Origin of the sequence: Bacillus sp. PAMC28748 (assembly GCF_014250415.1) — a bacterium.
Classification (GTDB): domain Bacteria; phylum Bacillota; class Bacilli; order Bacillales; family Bacillaceae; genus Bacillus; species Bacillus licheniformis.
The window spans coordinates 2,583,780-2,600,605 of sequence record NZ_CP060192.1 but is presented as its reverse complement, the minus strand read 5'-3'; the positions used below and the strand labels follow the sequence as shown (position 1 = coordinate 2,600,605).

The 16,826-nt window shown below is 46.6% G+C and carries 21 protein-coding genes and 1 pseudogene; all 22 read right to left on the bottom strand.

Translation table 11 applies throughout. The features are described from left to right. Positions 1 to 57 precede the first annotated feature (57 nt). A pseudogene (locus H7F26_RS22260) lies at positions 58 to 687 on the bottom strand (N-acetylmuramoyl-L-alanine amidase family protein); the annotation flags it as partial. Between the two features lie 134 nt (positions 688 to 821). Next, positions 822 to 1,085 (bottom strand): phage holin, encoded by a 264-nt coding sequence (locus H7F26_RS13295; RefSeq protein ID WP_003180859.1) that lies wholly within the window; start codon positions 1,083 to 1,085, stop codon positions 822 to 824. A gap of 14 nt (positions 1,086 to 1,099) precedes the next feature. Next, a complete protein-coding gene (locus H7F26_RS13290; protein ID WP_003180856.1) occupies positions 1,100 to 1,369 on the bottom strand; it encodes a hemolysin XhlA family protein in 270 nt (89 codons plus the stop codon). Between the two features lie 102 nt (positions 1,370 to 1,471). Continuing rightward, on the bottom strand, positions 1,472 to 2,503 hold the full coding sequence (locus H7F26_RS13285; protein WP_003180853.1) for a hypothetical protein: 1,032 nt from the start codon (positions 2,501 to 2,503) through the stop codon (positions 1,472 to 1,474). Positions 2,504 to 2,540: 37 nt separating this feature from the next. Continuing rightward, positions 2,541 to 3,746 carry a pyocin knob domain-containing protein gene (locus H7F26_RS13280; RefSeq protein ID WP_061565951.1) on the bottom strand — a complete coding sequence of 402 codons (1,206 nt, stop codon included), beginning with the start codon at positions 3,744 to 3,746 and terminating at the stop codon, positions 2,541 to 2,543. A 15-nt stretch (positions 3,747 to 3,761) separates the two neighbouring features. Further along, complete coding sequence (locus tag H7F26_RS13275; protein WP_003180850.1) at positions 3,762 to 4,148, bottom strand: phage tail-collar fiber domain-containing protein; 387 nt, start codon at positions 4,146 to 4,148, stop codon at positions 3,762 to 3,764. A 13-nt stretch (positions 4,149 to 4,161) separates the two neighbouring features. After that, a complete protein-coding gene (locus H7F26_RS22255; protein ID WP_009328731.1) occupies positions 4,162 to 5,082 on the bottom strand; it encodes a YmfQ family protein in 921 nt (306 codons plus the stop codon). After that, positions 5,069 to 6,112, bottom strand: coding sequence for a baseplate J/gp47 family protein (locus tag H7F26_RS13265; protein ID WP_009328732.1), 1,044 nt, complete (start codon positions 6,110 to 6,112; stop codon positions 5,069 to 5,071). Before H7F26_RS13265 ends, H7F26_RS22255 begins: the two co-directional genes overlap by 14 nt. Continuing rightward, positions 6,105 to 6,530, bottom strand: coding sequence for a DUF2634 domain-containing protein (locus H7F26_RS13260; protein ID WP_003180844.1), 426 nt, complete (start codon positions 6,528 to 6,530; stop codon positions 6,105 to 6,107). Before H7F26_RS13260 ends, H7F26_RS13265 begins: the two co-directional genes overlap by 8 nt. An 18-nt stretch (positions 6,531 to 6,548) precedes the next feature. Then, positions 6,549 to 6,857: a DUF2577 domain-containing protein gene (locus H7F26_RS13255; RefSeq protein ID WP_003180843.1), complete on the bottom strand. Its 309-nt coding sequence runs from the start codon at positions 6,855 to 6,857 to the stop codon at positions 6,549 to 6,551. After that, on the bottom strand, positions 6,854 to 7,834 hold the full coding sequence (locus H7F26_RS13250) for an XkdQ/YqbQ family protein (RefSeq protein WP_009328734.1): 981 nt from the start codon (positions 7,832 to 7,834) through the stop codon (positions 6,854 to 6,856). The genes H7F26_RS13255 and H7F26_RS13250 overlap by 4 nt, the downstream gene beginning before the upstream one ends. Positions 7,835 to 7,890: 56 nt before the next feature. Then, the gene (locus H7F26_RS13245; protein ID WP_003180838.1) at positions 7,891 to 8,547 is read right to left on the bottom strand and encodes a LysM peptidoglycan-binding domain-containing protein; all 657 of its coding nucleotides are present in this window, start codon (positions 8,545 to 8,547) and stop codon (positions 7,891 to 7,893) included. Continuing rightward, on the bottom strand, positions 8,540 to 12,322 hold the full coding sequence (locus tag H7F26_RS13240) for a transglycosylase SLT domain-containing protein (protein ID WP_061565950.1): 3,783 nt from the start codon (positions 12,320 to 12,322) through the stop codon (positions 8,540 to 8,542). Before H7F26_RS13240 ends, H7F26_RS13245 begins: the two co-directional genes overlap by 8 nt. A gap of 3 nt (positions 12,323 to 12,325) precedes the next feature. Then, entirely contained in the window at positions 12,326 to 12,463 is a 138-nt protein-coding gene (locus tag H7F26_RS13235; protein WP_003180833.1) for a hypothetical protein, read from the bottom strand. Positions 12,464 to 12,504: 41 nt separating this feature from the next. Next, positions 12,505 to 12,954 carry a phage tail assembly chaperone gene (locus tag H7F26_RS13230; protein WP_003180832.1) on the bottom strand — a complete coding sequence of 150 codons (450 nt, stop codon included), beginning with the start codon at positions 12,952 to 12,954 and terminating at the stop codon, positions 12,505 to 12,507. A gap of 182 nt (positions 12,955 to 13,136) precedes the next feature. After that, positions 13,137 to 13,580 carry a phage tail tube protein gene (locus H7F26_RS13225; protein WP_003180830.1) on the bottom strand — a complete coding sequence of 148 codons (444 nt, stop codon included), beginning with the start codon at positions 13,578 to 13,580 and terminating at the stop codon, positions 13,137 to 13,139. A 1-nt stretch (position 13,581) separates the two neighbouring features. Beyond that, complete coding sequence (locus tag H7F26_RS13220) at positions 13,582 to 14,928, bottom strand: phage tail sheath family protein (protein ID WP_011197804.1); 1,347 nt, start codon at positions 14,926 to 14,928, stop codon at positions 13,582 to 13,584. Then, positions 14,928 to 15,152, bottom strand: a complete 225-nt coding sequence (locus tag H7F26_RS13215) for a YqzN/YkzM domain-containing protein (protein ID WP_003180826.1) — start codon at positions 15,150 to 15,152, stop codon at positions 14,928 to 14,930. The genes H7F26_RS13220 and H7F26_RS13215 overlap by 1 nt, the downstream gene beginning before the upstream one ends. Next, positions 15,153 to 15,593, bottom strand: a complete 441-nt coding sequence (locus H7F26_RS13210) for a hypothetical protein (protein ID WP_017474400.1) — start codon at positions 15,591 to 15,593, stop codon at positions 15,153 to 15,155. It abuts the gene before it with no gap. Between the two features lie 12 nt (positions 15,594 to 15,605). Continuing rightward, complete coding sequence (locus H7F26_RS13205; RefSeq protein ID WP_003180822.1) at positions 15,606 to 16,094, bottom strand: HK97 gp10 family phage protein; 489 nt, start codon at positions 16,092 to 16,094, stop codon at positions 15,606 to 15,608. Next, positions 16,091 to 16,447: a YqbH/XkdH family protein gene (locus H7F26_RS13200; protein WP_009328738.1), complete on the bottom strand. Its 357-nt coding sequence runs from the start codon at positions 16,445 to 16,447 to the stop codon at positions 16,091 to 16,093. Before H7F26_RS13200 ends, H7F26_RS13205 begins: the two co-directional genes overlap by 4 nt. Beyond that, entirely contained in the window at positions 16,444 to 16,818 is a 375-nt protein-coding gene (locus H7F26_RS13195) for a protein YqbG (RefSeq protein WP_003180816.1), read from the bottom strand. Before H7F26_RS13195 ends, H7F26_RS13200 begins: the two co-directional genes overlap by 4 nt. Between the last annotated feature and the right edge of the window lie 8 nt (positions 16,819 to 16,826).

Sequence of the window (16,826 nt, the reverse complement as noted above, 5' to 3'; positions counted from 1 at the left end):
GGCTTTTTCAGTTGACGGACCGTAAATGCCGTCGGCTTTAATTCCCGCTTTCTTTTGCAAAGAAACAACCGCATGCACCGTCTCGTCTCCATAGCTTCCGTCCGCGCCGTATTTAGGCAGCGAAAAACCGGCCGCGACCAAGCGTGTTTGCAGCTTTTTCACATGAGAGCCTGACATTCCTTTTTTGAGGATAATGCCCGACGATGAACTTGTCTGGCTGGTGGAGGCAGCCGATACGGAAACGGTTTTCCTCCCCAAAAGGGAATCTACTCTTTTACGGAAAGCTGACAATTGGCCGGCATCTCTCACCCACGGGGTTGGACAGCCTTTGTTAGTGACATCGTAATGGCGGACAATCCGATCTGCGGACAAACCGTATGTCTTGCACAAATCCGCTACAAGCTCTGCCGCATTGCGAATCGTCTCTTCATGGATGGTACCGTCTTTTTCCACGCACATTTCGACCCCGAGAGCCGTGGTATTGGCATTCGGCTTCAGAAAGCTGACATAGCAGCGGTTTTGATCATGCGCATGATATGCGACTTCATGATCGGGAATAATATGCTGCGCCTCATGGCGGTCGACAAAATAGTGAGCCGACGCATAACGCTTGTCGGCAATGCAGGTGCCATTGAAATAATTGCGCTCATTCAAAGCCGAAGCCCCGGGCGTCGCCGTCCAATGCATGACGATGCCTTTGACTGCCGCAAGCTTCAGCCCGGGACGGGTGTATTGATTGACTTTTACAAAGTTATTGATTACTTTGACCAAACTTCATCATTCCTTTTCAAATTCAATTCTGGAAAGTCTGAAAGGAAGCTTTATTTCGTTAAACCTTTTTTCTGTAAAACTTCTTTTTGCATTTTCCCTTTGCTCGTCACATAGTTGTTCTTATACCAGGCAACGAGCGATGCAGCGATCGTAAAAGCCGCAGATCCGGCCGAATACAGGGCATCCGCCAATGTATGAATCTGATCTTCAGCGACCGGCAAAACCGGCTTTCCAAACATGATCAACGTCTGATTGACCAGCGCAATAAAAAGAAGCACCGTCCTGACGACCGTGCCTTTGTCGATATGTTTCATGATGATGTCCTCCCTTATTTCTGCAATAAATTATAAAAAACAGCGATCGCGCCGCCGATGATGCCGGTGCTGACCGCTGTAATTATCGCGCCTGTGATGCTGCGCTTAATCCAGGTTGTATTCTCTTCGATTTTGTTCAGCTTTTCGTTAATCGAGATGATTTGCTGATCGTGGCGGTCTGATGTTCTTTCGAGTGTACTGACGCGCTGTTCGAGTGATTTTTGATCAGCTTTCATCTCTGTAATTTCCTTTTGAAAAACTTCTAATTCAGACGTTTGTTGCATATCTATGTTCCCCCTAATTCATCTACACGGGCAAAAATAAAAACCGTTCTCTATAGACCAGTTCAATAAGTATATATCAGGATATTATCCATTTGTGACCAATCACCTAGCTTTAAAACTAAACCCTAAAGCTATATATTCGTTTGGATAGACCTTATTTGAACAATTTTCAATGATCACTTCTCCATCCGTGTTAACAAATAGCCTGTGATATTGCGGTACTCCCTGCATTCCCACTTGGGACGCCACACCCGTCCATTGAAAATTTCTTCCTGGCCTGTAGCCTTCAGGGAGAGTAAATGCTGGTATACCAAACCCGATACTTCCCCCGGAAATTGCACCTTCAACATATACTGTTCCGGTAATATCTTTGGCGTAGCGGACAGCATATTTCTTTTTATCATCCTCACTTCCAGCAGGATAATTTCCCCAGCCATTTTGAAACGTTGGAGTTAGCCAGGTTAGATCGGTTAACTTTAACTCAAGATTATTAGTATAGTTTTTCGCATCATTTAACATTTTATCTGCCTTCAATTGGGCGTTGACAGTAGATTCAATGGGAAACCATTTAATTCCGGTATGAGCTGCATTGTAATAAAACCACCATGCATTGCCTAGTGTATCAATAGCATACCCTATACCTATCCCTTTTTGGCCAACCAACTGCATTCCGCGGAGACTTCCATTTGACGGTGAATCTTCCACTGCATTCGTTCCATAAAAAGTTCCAGTTCCCACATCTTTTAAAGCTTCATAAAAGGTACCCGAAGTAAGATTATATTTATGGATACCTGTATCAGATGTTATTTTAAAAAGTTGGGCATTATTCCATTTATCACGTTCTTGGCTTATAATATGACGCAGATTATCATTTAGATGTGAATCAAATTCTATTTTTGACGCCTGCTTAATATTGTCTACTTGATCCAAACCAAGTTGTTCTTTTGTCACTCTATGAGGGTTATCTTTTCTTGAAGCATGTTCATCTGTGTATATTTTAGCCTTTTGATCGACCTCTTCAGCACGCTTAACAAGCAATTCATCATTTTCATTCAGTTGATCTATAACAATATTAAAAAGGTCGGCATGGGCGCGATCTGTTGTTTCAAAGCGTCTTGTTTTTTTAATGTCCACTGTAATATGCCTCCTTGATCTATTTAGGACTGCATAACTATGCAGTCCTAAATTTAAAACCAAATGTAATAAACTCAGTTGGATTTACAGTATTCGAACAGGATTGAATGCATACCCTTCCGTCAGTATCGATCAGTGTCCGGTGATATTGCGGTGTTGACCCTGTACCTACACTTGATGCGACCCCGACAAAGTGCATCATTTGAATCGGGCGGAACCCCTCAGGCAGCGTAAACGCAGGAATATCAAAGCCAATCGTCCCGCCCGTTATTGATCCGATAATTTCGACTTCTCCAAGCATATTTTTACAAAACCGGACTTTGTGCGACCCATACTGTTTCCATCCATTTGTCAACGTTGGAGTCTGCCAAGCAACGTTTAAATCGGCGTTTGTGACTACTCTTTTCCATTCTCGAAACTGTCCATCTGTGTGAACTGTTCCATGCCATAAAGTATTATCATAGCTCCGCCACGCATGGATGGTCTTTCTTCCAGCGCCAGTTTCAATTACATCGTAATTAAACCAGGAGCTGTCGTTTTCTACAGGGTTGTTTTGAACAACATGGCCCATAGCATAATAAAAACCTGTCGGCAGCGTTAATAAATCCGTTCCATCCGGCAGTTTTGTGCGCGTTCCATTATTATCAGTAATTTTATATAACTGTGCATTGTTCCATTTTTCCCGTTCATCTTCATTCACATGGAGATTCGTATTTTGTTCATGAGCATCAACCTTGGCCTGTGCTCCACTGGTCGTTTCCTGGGTCTGCCATGGCGTCCACGTTGTTGAATCGGATTTTCTGAATCTAAAATACGACTGTGTCCCTTTGTACGATTCATAAGCTGCCTGAACCAAGGTATTGCCGAAACTCATGACAAGCAAAAATATCCGATTTGATGAAGGTGGCGAGTTGATTCCTTCATTATAGATGAGATACATGCCGGTGTCTGTCAAAGTGTTAAAATCTGTTGTTTCTGAACTGCCTCTGTAAAAGACTTTTCCGTTATTTTCGGTTATTTTATATAACTGCCCCGCGCTCCATTTTTCCCTCTCTTTGTCGGTGATGTGAATCGAATGGTCGTTAGCATGGGCATCAGTATACGTTTTAGCCCTTTCTTCAGCTTCCTCAGCCCGCTTTGCAATCCGTTCATCGTTTACATTCAGCTGATCTATCGCTTCGTTGAACAAGTCGGCATGGGCGCGGTCTGTTGTTTCAAAGCGTCTCGGTTTTTGGATGTCCACCTTGTTTCAGCTCCTTTAATAAATGTCGTCGATTTCAAAGACGAACTCGATGTCGCCGTCTTTCTGCTTGTCTGTCATCGTTCTGACCGCTGTGAATTTTCCGGCTTCATCGACAAGGGCGAGCTCGTTGATCGTTTCCCCTGCGAGTTCGCTTTCTCCCAATGTACATGTATAGCGGACTTTCGCCGGCTCCATAAAGGCAAAGCCGTCGATATCCTTTTGCAGAAGTTCGTTTTTCAGGGCCTGTTCGTTGCCCTGCAGAGGAACGGGTTCGCCTTTATCGTTTGTACCTCCGTTTCCGAAAGCCATTTTTGTGATTTTGGTGAGCTTGCCGCCCTCAGCCCGTGCTTTTGCCATTTGCTGTCTCGCATAAAGCGTTGTCACTGTTAATTGTTGTGCCATTTTGATTTCTCCTTTACAATGCGATTTTTTGCGCCGCTGCTGCCAGCTGCTTTGTACCGTCGAGCAAAAATGCGCCGTTTAGCGTCCACCACTTCTCTCTCATTTCAAGCGCGCCTGCTTGCTTAAATTCATGTTCGCATTTGCAGCTGATTTTGAAGGATTGGACCTTTTTGTTTTGATTGGTAATGCCGGTTTTCATGCCAGCTTTTGTTTGCTGTTTCCGCCGGTTTTCAGCGGCCGTCTTTATCGTAAAGCTGGAGGCGGACCGAATGTATTGCCGCTTCTTGTGGCGCAGTGTGAGCTGCTGTTTAAACCTGCGGGGCAGTCCGTCGATTTCTCGAAAACCGTTCAAGTAGAATGCATCATCAAGCAGATACTGTCCGTCCAAATAGACCGGTATCGTACCGAAAAAGCCGTTTTTGCTTCTTAAAACGAGCCTGTCATGAACGCTTTTCGGCGGCCGACATTCATAATGAAACCCGCCCCGGAATGTATAAGCCAAATGGGCGGGCTTCATATGATTGACGGTTTGAATGATTGAAGGTATAAACTGCAGATCCTCTCCGTTTACACTCAGCAAAAAATGATACCGTCCGGCCGTCAGTCTGACGGATGCGGACGGCTGTTTTAAAAAAGCATTAACCGCGCGCTCGATCGAGCGGCTTGTAATCGGCGGAATATTGGACATCTTGGTTAACAGACGGGCCCTTCGAATATCGACGCCGTCCGAAGCCTCGCGTCTGACATTCAAAATCTTTTCCCACCTGTCCAGCCCCCATGTGGCCGTCGTGACGAAAAGCTGGTCCGTCATATCGAAAATCTCTTGATTTTGCCTCTCAAATTCAGGCGCTTCAGCCGTTATAATTTCTTGAATTTCCCGGATTTCCATCAAGTATGGCGGCAGGTGAAAAGCCATTTCATCAATCTTGCTCAATGATGGTCACCTGCCCCAGCTTTGGAATTTCCGTTTCTGTCAACTGCAGATTTTTCGCTTCCCCGTTGATGAAGACTTCCGAATAGTCGCTGACAGAGGACGATTGATAGATCATGTTGTTGATCTGCGAGAGACGGATGACGCTTTCTTTAAAAGCCATTTCTTTAAATAATTCAGTGATTTTTTCTGCAATTTCCTGTTTGGCCTCACCGATCGTCCGGCCTGATTCAGGTATGATTTTTGCAGATATGCTCACGTCTTTCCATACCGCGCTTTCAACCGCGGTATAAGCTCCGATCGGCGCCATACCTTCCCCTTTGCCCGGATCGGGATCGATATACTGCTTGACTCTTTCGATTAATGCGTCTGTGGCTGGCTCCATTTTCGCGTTTGTAATGACAACCTTTACGGTTCCCTCGCCATTCCACAGCGGAAAGACCTTCGCTTTGCCTACGCCGTCCACTTCTTCGGCCCATTGTTTGTAATGCAGCTGATTCGCGCTGACCGCTTCCCTACGGACGCGGATTAAATACCTTTCATACAGGGATTCATCCGTCTCCTCGTCGCGGCCGGGAATTTCAAGGCTTCCCATAACCGCTTTTTCAAGCCCGGGAATGGTATCGAGCGGAAGCAAAGGCCGCCCCGAAAAATTGGCGTTTCCTTTTGTCCCGGCTGTTTCACATTCCAGCTTGCCGTCTTCGAGCATGGTAAAATATAAATCTTCCAGAAAGAAACGGGTTCCGGGGGGAACCGATACTCCATCCGTAAATGCCGCAGACCATATGGCTTTTGACGCCCGATAGCGCTCAAGACCGGCCTCAGCCGCCCTTCTGTCCAAATATTCGCCTTCAGCCGTATCCGCATAAACCAAATTCAGCACTTGATCAAGCCAAATATAAGAAAGCGCCAGCTCGGCGGCTGCCGGGGCAAGCGCATTCCAAATGACGCTGTTTTCACGTTTGTCAATCTCATCTGAAACCCGCTCAAGCATGCGTTCCATGATCTCTTCAAATGTCTGGTCTTCAAACATCTTCCCCAATCACCTCCTCGATTTCCAATGTCCCTTCATCGGTTTCAACCGAAAAGGACACGTGGAAGGCATCGCCTTGACGCTCAATCTCGAAGTCGGTCACCGCCGAAATTCGGTCATCGTATATGAGGGCTTCCTCGATCAATCTCGGTATCTCCATTTCTTTATAAGCATCGGTCGTTTCATGATCTGAAAGAACCTCCTGCAGTTCATTTCCGATATTATGGCTGTAAACGGCGTATGCGTAGCGCTCGGTTCTCAGCGCCATACAAACCATTTGTTCCACGGCTTCCAGCCCCGAAATCATATCACCCGTCATCCTGCCTGTTTCAAAATCAATTTTGTACGTTTTTGAAGTCTCAATCACATCGCTGTCATCCTCGATATCTTCAAAAGATACTTCCGGCGAAAGAGCCATCCGAGCCACCTCCTACTCCTACACTCTGTCTATTACAAAAAAAGACTGCCCTCCAGGCATAGCCGCAATCATCACGTGGTCGCCGGCATGCAATTGATTGTAAAAGCGAATCGTTTTGTCTTCTCCGTCAATTCGGATCTGTTCCGTATGCTCTGTCAAATGCCTGGCCACCACCAATAAGTCGGAGGGGATCACCAATTTATCATGATTGCGGAGCTTCAGCTTGAGCGGAGACGCGGACACGACTTCAGCCGGCATGACATCGACAGGCGATTCAGCGTTTACGGCTCCAAGAGCCAGCTCTTTTATCGCATCGCTTAATTTCATGAAGACGCTCCTTCAGGTATGGTGTTTTTAGCGACGACATCAATCGTCATCACATGTTTTGTTCCTGTAAAATCGTGTTTATCCTTATCAACCCAATAGGTTTCTTTAATGCCCGCTTCCGGAATCGATATATAAACCGGCAGTCCGCTTTGAACTTCCGGTATGCCGATTGCCTGTATGCTTTTCAGCTCTTTTTTGACGCCTTTCTTTTCAGCCTGTATCTTCTTCGCCCGGTCGCGGAGCTGCGCCTCGTTAATATCATCCGAAACCGTTTCTGTGTACTGGAGAACGCCGAATCTTTTCATACCGGCTTCATCGCTTGCGGATGCGGTATAGGTTTTGTTATCTTTCTGCTTTCTCAGTTTCACCCGGGTTGCCGTTTCATCGATTGACGTGCTGTAAGCGTAATCCGTAATGTTCACACCCGTTTCCAAAACCCAGATATCCTCCGGTTCGGGCCACGCTCGTAAACACAGCTTTCCTTTTTCGGCATACAGCTGATAGTTTTTTCCGGTTTGCTTTTTTGTCTCCCGCAGCGCTTTTAAAATAATGTCATACAGGCTCGTATTGTCTTTAAAGACGAGCGATTTAATCGTATGTCCGGTGTTTGCAATCGAACCTTTGGGAATTTGAAAGTCGTTCGCAATTCGTTTGACAATGTCAGCGGCCGTTTTGTTCGAGAATACATAGACATCCTGGTTTTTCACCAAGTACTGAAGCATGTCGTACGCTTTAAACGTAAGCGTATATTCTTTCGGCACCCTGCTGAACACAATTCCGCGAAACAGTTCTTTTCCTTTCCATTTAAATAAAACGGTATCGCCTTCCTGCACGCTGTAATATTTGTGGCTTCCCTGCTTGATCACAATCGACGCTTCGATCGAACGAGGCGCCTGGTACCTTTCTCCTTCCAATGTGACGCTTTCGGTGACAAGTTCATACCATTCGCTTTCTTTTATGACAAATAATTCGATCATCGCTATCCCCTGCTTTTGATTTACCAGAAAAACGCCGGTTCATCCGGCGCTTCGTTTTATGGTATTTTCAGCTTTTGCCCCGGAAAAATCCAATGTCCCGGCTGTTTGATGTTTCGCTTGCTTCGTTTGATCATCGCCTGCTTGTTCGCATTCCAAATTTTCCGCCATTCCTGGCTGTTTCCGTAAAAACGGCCTGCGATGTGCCAGAGCGTATCGCCTTTTTTGACGGTGTACATTTTTGGAGCCGGTTTGGACGGCCGTTTTTTCTTCGTTTTCTTTTTTTGTTTAATCTTCCGGGGTGATGCTGTTTGGTACTCTTTCAATGTGAGATCAAAATCCCGGTCGCCGATATCCTTTTCACCCTCGCGATGCGAAAAGTTTTCAATGCTGCATGTGAAATTGATCTTCGTTCCCGTCACGAGAAATTGAACCGGTTTTTTTGCTTTCATCCATTTCTCGATTTTAAGAATCGCGTTCTCCGGCGAAAGAAACCCTTTGTATTCCGAGAGCGGAGAATACTTTTTCGGAAAATGAGACGAAAATGAAATCGTCTTCGCTCCCGGTTCATTGATAAACGTCACCTCGCCGAACTTTGACACCTTTACAGATTCGTTCGCAAGATTATTGCTGACGTCAAGCTGCTCTGGAAGCACAGGGAGGCGCAGCTTTTCCTTTCCTTGCGTCAGCCAAAATTCGTACACGGATTTAGTCATAAGCTACGCTTCCTTTCGTCCCAATATGAATATCCCGTTCAAGCTCATCGACAAGAGCGCGCTTGATTTTCGCAATCAATGTTTCCTGGTCGCGCTCACTGTGGTAATGATTGTCCCCGGTAATATAGATGTTGACTTCTTTGGCGCCATTTTCAGCAGGCTGCCGGGATCGGGTCCCGCCCGTGGTGGCTGCAGCCGCCTGAGCACTTGATATGGAACCGGACCCTTCAGCGGGGTCTTGCACTTCCATCCCGAGCGCGCCTGCAGCCCGCTGAAGCAGATATCTGCCGCGGATGCCGCGTTCTTCGGGAATGATCCATTCGCGTTTGCCGCCTTCACCCACGCGGGCGATCTGCTCGCTCGTAATCAGGCCGCCGTTGGCATAGCCTTTATAAGCTCCGCCTCTTGCCATGCTTTTAATCCCCGGAGTGTTAAATGGCGACCCGTATCGCGATTTGATGTAGTTGATGGCCGCTACCGCGTTGTGAACAGGATTGAAAATATCATTCATTCCTTTTCCTTTGTAAGCATTAAACGTTTGGCCGATCGTCTGCATCAAGCCTCTGCTCGGGTCCCCCCGCTTGGCGTTAATGTCCCAGCCGTTATAGGCGCGCGGATTTCCGCCGGATTCCTTTTGAGCAATAACAGAAAGCGGCTGAAGCCACGACACCGGCGAACCGGTAGCCATGATCGCCTGCATCAGCCACGACTTTACATTTCCGCCGACGGCTCCGATTCCGGAAAACGCAGCTGCCAGTGAGCCTGCTTGTTTTTCCGCAAAACTTTTGACATCGACAGAGCTTAAACCTTTGACAATCCCGACCGACGCGAAACGCCCGAGACTCATCATAACCCGGGACGGAGAATGAATATCTAGTTCTTCGCGGAACGCTTTTTCAACTTTTTTCGCCAAGTTTTTTGCAGCTTGAGAAACTTCGCTGCCTTTTCCATTCATGCCGCTGATAAAGTGTCCGACCATTCCTGACCCCCAGCCTGCAGCCGACTGTTTCGAATCAAGGAACGGCTTGTTGATATTTTTATCAACATACTGCGACGTCCCGGTCGGTGTTGCATTTTGCCCGGTTGCAAAGTTTTTGACTGTATTTGCACCCCAGGAAGAGGACGTTTTCACCGTTGTTTGATAAGGCGCATTTACTTTTGCTTGAAGAAAACCGCCGGTTCCGGTCGCGGAAGCATTTTGCCCGGAAGCGAACCCGGCAACCGTCTGTTTTCCGTAGTTAGACAATTCTGCCGGCAGGCTGCTAAACGGCTTGCTGATGTTTTTTTGCTTCCATTGATCAAGGGAAGGAGCGTTTGAGCCGATCCCCTTGTCAAAACCGCCGGTGAATTCCCGGCCGAAAGCCTGCGCCTCTGCTGCTATACTCCCGACACCGACAGCAGGCGACACAGAAGCCGAATACGGAGCGGTGCTTGAAACCGGAGAAGAAGCTCCCCCGTCTCCCGCCGCGGCCCCCATGTCGTCAACAACGCGCATGCCGAGCTTGGTAGCGGCCTGGGCAAGCAGCATCTTCCCGCGTCCCCGGTTGTTTTCCGTAGGGATGACGAATTCATTTCCGGCTTCACCGATCCAGGAGATGGTCGGTTTTGTGATGTAGCCGCCTGTGGCATAGCCTTCAAATCCATGATCCTTATGGGCTCTTTCCCGACCTTTCTGAAAATATTCAACTTTTTCTCCGACCCAGCTTTTCGCGCCTTCGAAAATACTCTTGCCCCTTTCCAAAGCGCTATTCCATTGGTTAGACCACCAGTCTCCATTGAAAACAGTGTCTTTAATGGTTCCTGTAATGGATTCCCAAACAGAGACGGCTCCGTCCCACGCATTCTGCGCCCATGTCACTGCGTTGTCCCATTGTTCACCCCACCAGTCTCCATTAAAAACGGTGTCTTTAATGGTTCCTGTAATGGATTCCCAAACAGAGACGGCTCCGTCCCACGTATTCTGCGCCCATGTTACTGCATTGTTCCATTTTTCGCTCCACCAGTCTCCATTAAAAACGGTGTCTTTAATGGTTCCTGTAATGGATTCCCAAACAGAGACAGCTCCGTCCCACGTATTCTGCGCCCATGTTACTGCATTGTTCCATTTTTCGCTCCACCAGTCTCCGTTAAAAATCGTCTCGCTGATCGTTCCTGCAATGGTTCCCCAAACATTACTTAACGGCCCTAAAAATGCAGCTTCCAAAGTACCATAAAGATAGCCGGCTTGTTCAGCCCACCAGTTTCCGTTTAAAAACGTATTTGTGGCTGTTTCTTTAAGAGATCCCCATTTTTCTCCCCACCAGTCTCCATTTAAAAATGTATTTGTAGCGGTTTGACTAAGGGAATCCCACTGTTCGCTCCACCAGTCTCCATTAAACAGCGTGTTCATGAGATCTTCCTTCAATTGGGAAGTGTCAAACATTTTACCGAGGGAACCGCCTGCCTTTTCACCGCCCATCCCGCCTGCAAAGCCGCCCACTACTCCTCCAATCATTGCACCCGGAGGTCCTCCAACCAATCCTCCGATCGCCATTCCGGCAGCTTCTCCACCAAAAGTTCCTAACATACGGCCGCCTACAGAACCAATTTTTTCGCCTGCGTTATCTTTGTTGATGCCGATTAGATCTGTAAGCGGCAAAAGTTTGCCTAGCGGACTTAGATTTTTACCTAGCGGCTTTAATTTTTCAATCATTGGTTTTAAGGGCTCTAATAATTTTGCAAGTTTACCGGGCTCTTTGTTGGGCCTTAAACTTTTTAAATAGAAGAGTATCTTTGCGGCTGGAAGAATTCCCCTTGATAAGCTTTTTAGATTCCAGCCTTTATGCTCTTCACTTGAACCTGAAACAGAGACATTTTGACTATTTCCGGCTGAATTCGGAGGCTCTTTCTGCGGATATAAACAGCAGCAGCATTGTCCATGGCCTGGTCCGCTTGATTTTGACTGAGAACCTTTTGTTGACTGAGGCCCTAAGATTTTATCAATGATTTTGTCAAAAATATCATTGTTCAATTTTTCCATCAGTCTATCTTTAAATCGATCTACAAATGCTTTGCCAATTTCCTTCCCAGTATCCTTTATCCAAGGCCATCCTGACTTTTTCCACCATTCGCCTAACAAGTCTTTTCCTTGTTCAAAGAAAGATCCCTTTTTATCGTGTTTGACTTCTGATGTTTCTCCTGAAACTTTTTTGTTTTTGATTTTGTTGGTCGCCTTGTCGTTTAAATCAATTGTGACAATGTACGTTTTCTCTAGTTTTTTTAGGAGCGAGGCAATTCTGCTTGCTGTTTTCGTTACTTTATCAAGTACATATAACTGAACTGAATAACCTTTTTTCAAATTGTTTTTAAGATAGCCGATTATTTTTTTAACAGTTAATGTTACACGGTCTTCAGCAGAGATTGATAAGGAATATTCACGCTTAGAGAGCATCCTTTTAATTTTAGTTAACTTTTGCGAGACATTGTCTGCTAAAGTTAACTTAACGGTTGTTTCTGGCGGAATTCTTTTTAATCTTCTTTGTATTTCTATTAGTTGAGCGGATGCCTGGTCATTTATATTCACTCCAATATTTACGGAGTGAATGAACTTTCTCATCAGGTAATTGTTCAGTTTTTTAAGCCGAAAAAAAGCTTGATCTTCCGTTTTAATGTTAATTTTGATTTGCCGGTTCAATCGTTCTGCTCTCTTTTCTAAAATCGCAAAACCCTTCTGAATCCTCCGCAGCTTCTTAGACACCCGGTCTTCAAGTTCAAAACGTGCCGTCAGTTTTGCCATGGATTATGTACCTCCTTTCCGCGCTTCTTTTTCCAAGAGTTGAAGTTTGTAGCTGATGAGTCCGTATAATAATGCCTTAAACGGTTTTGGGGCTTCGTACAGCTCCCGGAGCTGGGATGGAGAATAGTGAAGTTCGTGCATCGCGAAATAGAGATACACCGCTTCTTTATTCCCATCCTTAATTAGTTTTTTGCTTCTTCTTCCAGATCTTCAAGATCGTCTTCAAAGCCGTTGATTTCAATCGCTTTGTTGAGCCAGTTCGCATATTCCCCACCGACGGAGAGAACGCGTTTGGCCACTTCGACCGGGTCGGCCGTTTTATAGGCTTCTCTTAATTCCTTTGAACGGAAGTCAGGGTAGATCGTCGATTCAATGGCGATTCTGGCGTAAAAGCGCTGGGTGTCTAGATCCTTGACACGGCCTCTGCCTTTAATGTTTTTATAAGTCGTATTTTCTTTTTCAAGCTCGTCAATGCGCTCGGTTGTAATCGGCTTAAACACAAACGGAATGACATTGCCCTTTTTATCGACGAACCGCTTTGAGATCGGCACTTTGATTTCTTCGGCTTCAACGGTTTGTCCCGGCATAAAAAAGGATAAATCATATACCTTTTCTTCTTGTTTTTCGCTCATGTCTGCTTGCTCCTTTAACATTCAATTTTGGATTTGCAATGAAAAAGCACCCTCGGCTTGGCGAGAGTGCTTTGCTTCCTATTTCCTGACTACTGAATCGGTTCCTTCCGTAAAAAAGAAGAAATAGACCGGCTGTTGCGGTCTATTTTTGAAAAGCGGGCTCGTTGTATACGGCTCCTATTTTAAAACGTATCTTTCAGTTTTTCAGGAACGTCGAAATCTTCAAATGTGAACGGCACTTCTTCTTCGAGCGCCTCTGAGTCGACGTCAAGACCGGCGATTTTGGCCGAGTCAAAATTCACGTCATACAGCGTGACCCGCTCCGTTCCGCGGCCTGATGACTGGTCGTCAAGGACGGCCTGGAGCGTGAAATACGGATCATCGCCTTTTTTCACATAGTTCATCATTAACGTGACAAATTGAGACGTGACTTTATAAAATGTCGCCGTTCCCGTGCCGTTTGCCCCTGTTGTCTTGTGGCCGGTCATGCGGCGGCCCATAATATTGACTTCAGCTTTATTCTTTTCGACATTGGCCTCAAATGTTTTGATGTGAGCCATCTCTTGTCCGTCGAGAAAAAGACGGCCTTCTTTTCCGGAAATCGTGTTTTGCGCTTTTAATGCCATACTATTTTACCTCCACATTAAAGTAGAATTTTTCTGCTGCATCAACCGGCTGAACGGCTAAATCGATTAAAAACCCGTCGCGGTCTTCATTCAGTGTAATGGCAATATCGCTTTCAGAATCAAAGCCGGTAATGCCGCCGGCTTCCTGAAGCGCCGTCATATACTGAATGATCAGCGTTTTGACGTATTGCAAACCATCGTCTGATGCAGGGATGTCGCTGCCGCTTGCTTTTCGTGCTTTGATTAAAGCCTTTAACTCGCGGGTCAGGTCATTGTTGACTCCGTCGAGAACGCGGATGATTTTGTTTTTCGAGAATTTTTTGTTCTTGTCGGCAGTGAAACTCGTTAAAGAGTTGATGTCTTTTTCAACGCTGACCGATTGATCGCGTGCATCAAATGTAAATAAAAACTCGCCTTTTTTCAGACGTTCGATGACCTGGTCTTCATCCAGACGGTTCAGGACATCAACAGCACCTTCGTATTCGACAAATGTCAGCGACTGGTTAAAAGTCGCGCCTGCGCTCGCTCCGGCAACCCATGCCGTCGCTTTTTCAGGAGTGATTTCAGTGCCGTCTTCCAGCACGACGCCTCCCGTTACATTAATAATGCCTTCATAGTCTCCGGCATAATCGGCGACAACGCCTTGGACTTTCTGGCCCTGCTTGTCGCGAAGGCGTTTGATGAAAGCGGCAAAAGTGGCTTTCAGCTGTTCATTGTCTGCGACCGGGAGTGCGATCGTATTGAAGTATTCCGTTTCGGCAGCATCTAAAAACGCGGTGTAATCGGCAACGCTTGCCGTTCCGTTCTCCCCGCCTGACAGCTTTGTGCCCGCTGTCAGTTCAAGCGCGCCTTCCCCTTGAAACGCGACGTACGCATTTGCGGTAAGCTCTTCTGCCGTTTTGACGGTTTGTCGGTCAGCTTCATCTGTTCCGACAAAGGTGGTGACATCAAACTTTTTAGAATCGAGCACATTTTCGGAAATGCGGATCGAAATGTCGTTCCCTTTCTCGCCTCCGTATTTTGCCGTTACGCTCAGCGTTTCGCCGATTTGGGCTTTCGCCGGCGCTCCTGTGTTCAGACGGTACAGCAAAACGGTCTGTGCGTTTTTCTTCGCTTCCCGGAAAAGCAGAAGAGACGGATCATCGATGTTCAACCCTACTTTTTTATTTAAGTCTTCAATGCTGGAAATCGATACGAATGTTTTCGGCTCCCCCCAGCTCATGACGACAGGGAGGGCAACTGTACCGCGATCCCCGATGGAAACGCGTTCCTCTGCTGTCGTTTTAAAATTAAAATAAATGCCGGCACGATCTTTTTCTTTGCCTGGTGTAAATGTTCCGCCGTTCATTAATTCATGACCTCCTTGGCTAAAAATGTTTGAATAAGCTGACTTGCCTCAGGTTTTGAAATCTGCTCTTCTTTCACATGAAAAAGAGCACCATCGAGAACTTCCGGCTTAATGCCGAAAAGCTCTTTCGCGTGCTCCCTCAGGTCTTCGATGTAGAACAGCGCTTCACGTTCCTCTTGAGGCGCCTTTTTTGCTTCGGTGTTTGTTTTTTTGCTGACTGCCAATTATTTCACCCCGTTTGTAAAATCAACTGTTTCCAGAGAAAGTTCGCTTTCCCGTTTGTACCAGTAGCGGCTGTTCCATTGAATAATAATGGACGCGGTGCCGGAATCCCCTATTCTCGTCTCGATCCGGCTGATCCTCAAGCTGTCCCCTGTGCCTTTACCCGATCGGTCAATGAGCGGTATGATGTGCCTCGCTTCCCTTACGGCGTCTGCAATGCGCTCGGCATGATCATGGGCCTGCTGCGAATCGTGGTGAAACAGTTTCACATTCAGGGTGAAGACTTTTTTAAATGTTGAAACCGTATCATTCTCATCAAAAACAGAAGGGGGAGGAAAATACAGCGACGGTATTTGAAAGTGGTCGGGTATTTCCTTTTCATAACAGACGACAGGAAAGACTTGATAAAAGAAATTCATGACAGATCCCGTTTCGTCGTTCAAAGCTTCACCTCCTTAAAGGGAATTCAGCCATTTTTGCAGCCTTTCATTCAGGCGTTTTTCAAATAAACGCTCAAATATGTAAAGCGCATGCTCCCAATAGCCTGTTCCCTTTACCCATTGCCGTTTTAAGGCCATGCCGGACGATGAACCGGGATCATATTGAAACCGGCCGCCGTGCCATTGTCCCGGAACCCACCTGACTTCGTCTTTTCCGCCTGTCCAATGGCCGTCATTTACAAATGAGGCGTACTCTAACTCCGTCCCGACTTCAAGCGTGAGTCCGCCTTTTTCGATTTCCCACCTGTTCCCTTCGGCTCCCCGCTTGAAAGAGCGCAAAAGGCTGCCGGTATCAATCGATCCGGCGCGCACGATTTCGTCACAGACCAGGTCCAAAAAATCGGTTCCCGCCTGTTCAAGCCACTTGGCAGCTTCATTTCGAAAGCCGCTCTGCCCTGCTTTTTCCAGCGTCTGCGACAGCTGTTTCAATCCTTTGATTTTCATAGTTTTTCATCCCTGACCGCTAACACTTCGAGGTGATGGCCTTTGATGTTGCGCGGCTGCTGCAGCGTGTAGGCGACACCGTTCCAGACCGCCTTATCGTGAAGGCGCACATCTGCCTCCGCCGGAAAATGGGCCAAATATGAATGATAAATAACCTGTTCGGGATCTTGCTGGACGATCGACTGGTTTTTTTCCGTAAAATAGCAGGGAACGTTTTGAAGATCAGGTGTTTCCCCGTATGTGCGAATCGGCTGCAGGTCTCGCGCAGGAATGCCGTACCTTGCTTCCTCAGCCTGGTCTTCCTTTAAATGATAGATATCGCAGCGGTCGCTTAATAACCTTTTGTAGCTCATAGCGGGCGCACCTTGAATCGAACAGATTCATAATCAAGAATAAATTCTTCGAGCAGTTTATAGACGTCGGGCTTCACTAGGCCTCCGCTTCTTGAAAGCGTATAGGAGTAGTCTCCCAATTTCTCAGATTTGTAGCCTTTCAAAAGCGATTCATCACCGTTTTTCAATGCAAAGTACTGTGCCAGCTGCAGCAAAGCGAGCCTTGCCTTTTCCGGCAGCGGATCATATTTTTCATCTGTAAAACGGTGCCCCGTTATCTGCTCGGCTTCCGCTTCAGCTTCAAGGATATCCTGACGCAGCAATTCCTGCGGCCGGTTTTTCACGGCTTCAATAACGGAATATTGGATGATATCGTCGGGCGTGATCAGCATGTTCATCA

Bases quoted from the DNA above. Each gene is read 5' to 3' on its own strand.
- H7F26_RS13245 (WP_003180838.1), bottom strand. From the start codon at position 8,547: ATGACTAAATCCGTGTACGAATTTTGGCTGACGCAAGGAAAGGAAAAG.
- H7F26_RS13265 (WP_009328732.1), bottom strand. From the start codon at position 6,112: ATGTTTGAAGACCAGACATTTGAAGAGATCATGGAACGCATGCTTGAG.
- H7F26_RS13195 (WP_003180816.1), bottom strand. From the start codon at position 16,818: ATGCTGATCACGCCCGACGATATCATCCAATATTCCGTTATTGAAGCC.
- H7F26_RS13260 (WP_003180844.1), bottom strand. From the start codon at position 6,530: ATGGCTCTTTCGCCGGAAGTATCTTTTGAAGATATCGAGGATGACAGC.
- H7F26_RS13255 (WP_003180843.1), bottom strand. From the start codon at position 6,857: ATGAAATTAAGCGATGCGATAAAAGAGCTGGCTCTTGGAGCCGTAAAC.
- H7F26_RS13240 (WP_061565950.1), bottom strand. From the start codon at position 12,322: ATGGCAAAACTGACGGCACGTTTTGAACTTGAAGACCGGGTGTCTAAG.
- H7F26_RS13290 (WP_003180856.1), bottom strand. From the start codon at position 1,369: ATGCAACAAACGTCTGAATTAGAAGTTTTTCAAAAGGAAATTACAGAG.
- H7F26_RS13230 (WP_003180832.1), bottom strand. From the start codon at position 12,954: ATGAGCGAAAAACAAGAAGAAAAGGTATATGATTTATCCTTTTTTATG.
- H7F26_RS13250 (WP_009328734.1), bottom strand. From the start codon at position 7,834: ATGATCGAATTATTTGTCATAAAAGAAAGCGAATGGTATGAACTTGTC.
- H7F26_RS13235 (WP_003180833.1), bottom strand. From the start codon at position 12,463: ATGCACGAACTTCACTATTCTCCATCCCAGCTCCGGGAGCTGTACGAA.
- H7F26_RS13200 (WP_009328738.1), bottom strand. From the start codon at position 16,447: ATGAGCTACAAAAGGTTATTAAGCGACCGCTGCGATATCTATCATTTA.
- H7F26_RS13275 (WP_003180850.1), bottom strand. From the start codon at position 4,148: ATGGCACAACAATTAACAGTGACAACGCTTTATGCGAGACAGCAAATG.
- H7F26_RS13220 (WP_011197804.1), bottom strand. From the start codon at position 14,928: ATGAACGGCGGAACATTTACACCAGGCAAAGAAAAAGATCGTGCCGGC.
- H7F26_RS13205 (WP_003180822.1), bottom strand. From the start codon at position 16,094: ATGAAAATCAAAGGATTGAAACAGCTGTCGCAGACGCTGGAAAAAGCA.
- H7F26_RS13225 (WP_003180830.1), bottom strand. From the start codon at position 13,580: ATGGCATTAAAAGCGCAAAACACGATTTCCGGAAAAGAAGGCCGTCTT.
- H7F26_RS13295 (WP_003180859.1), bottom strand. From the start codon at position 1,085: ATGAAACATATCGACAAAGGCACGGTCGTCAGGACGGTGCTTCTTTTT.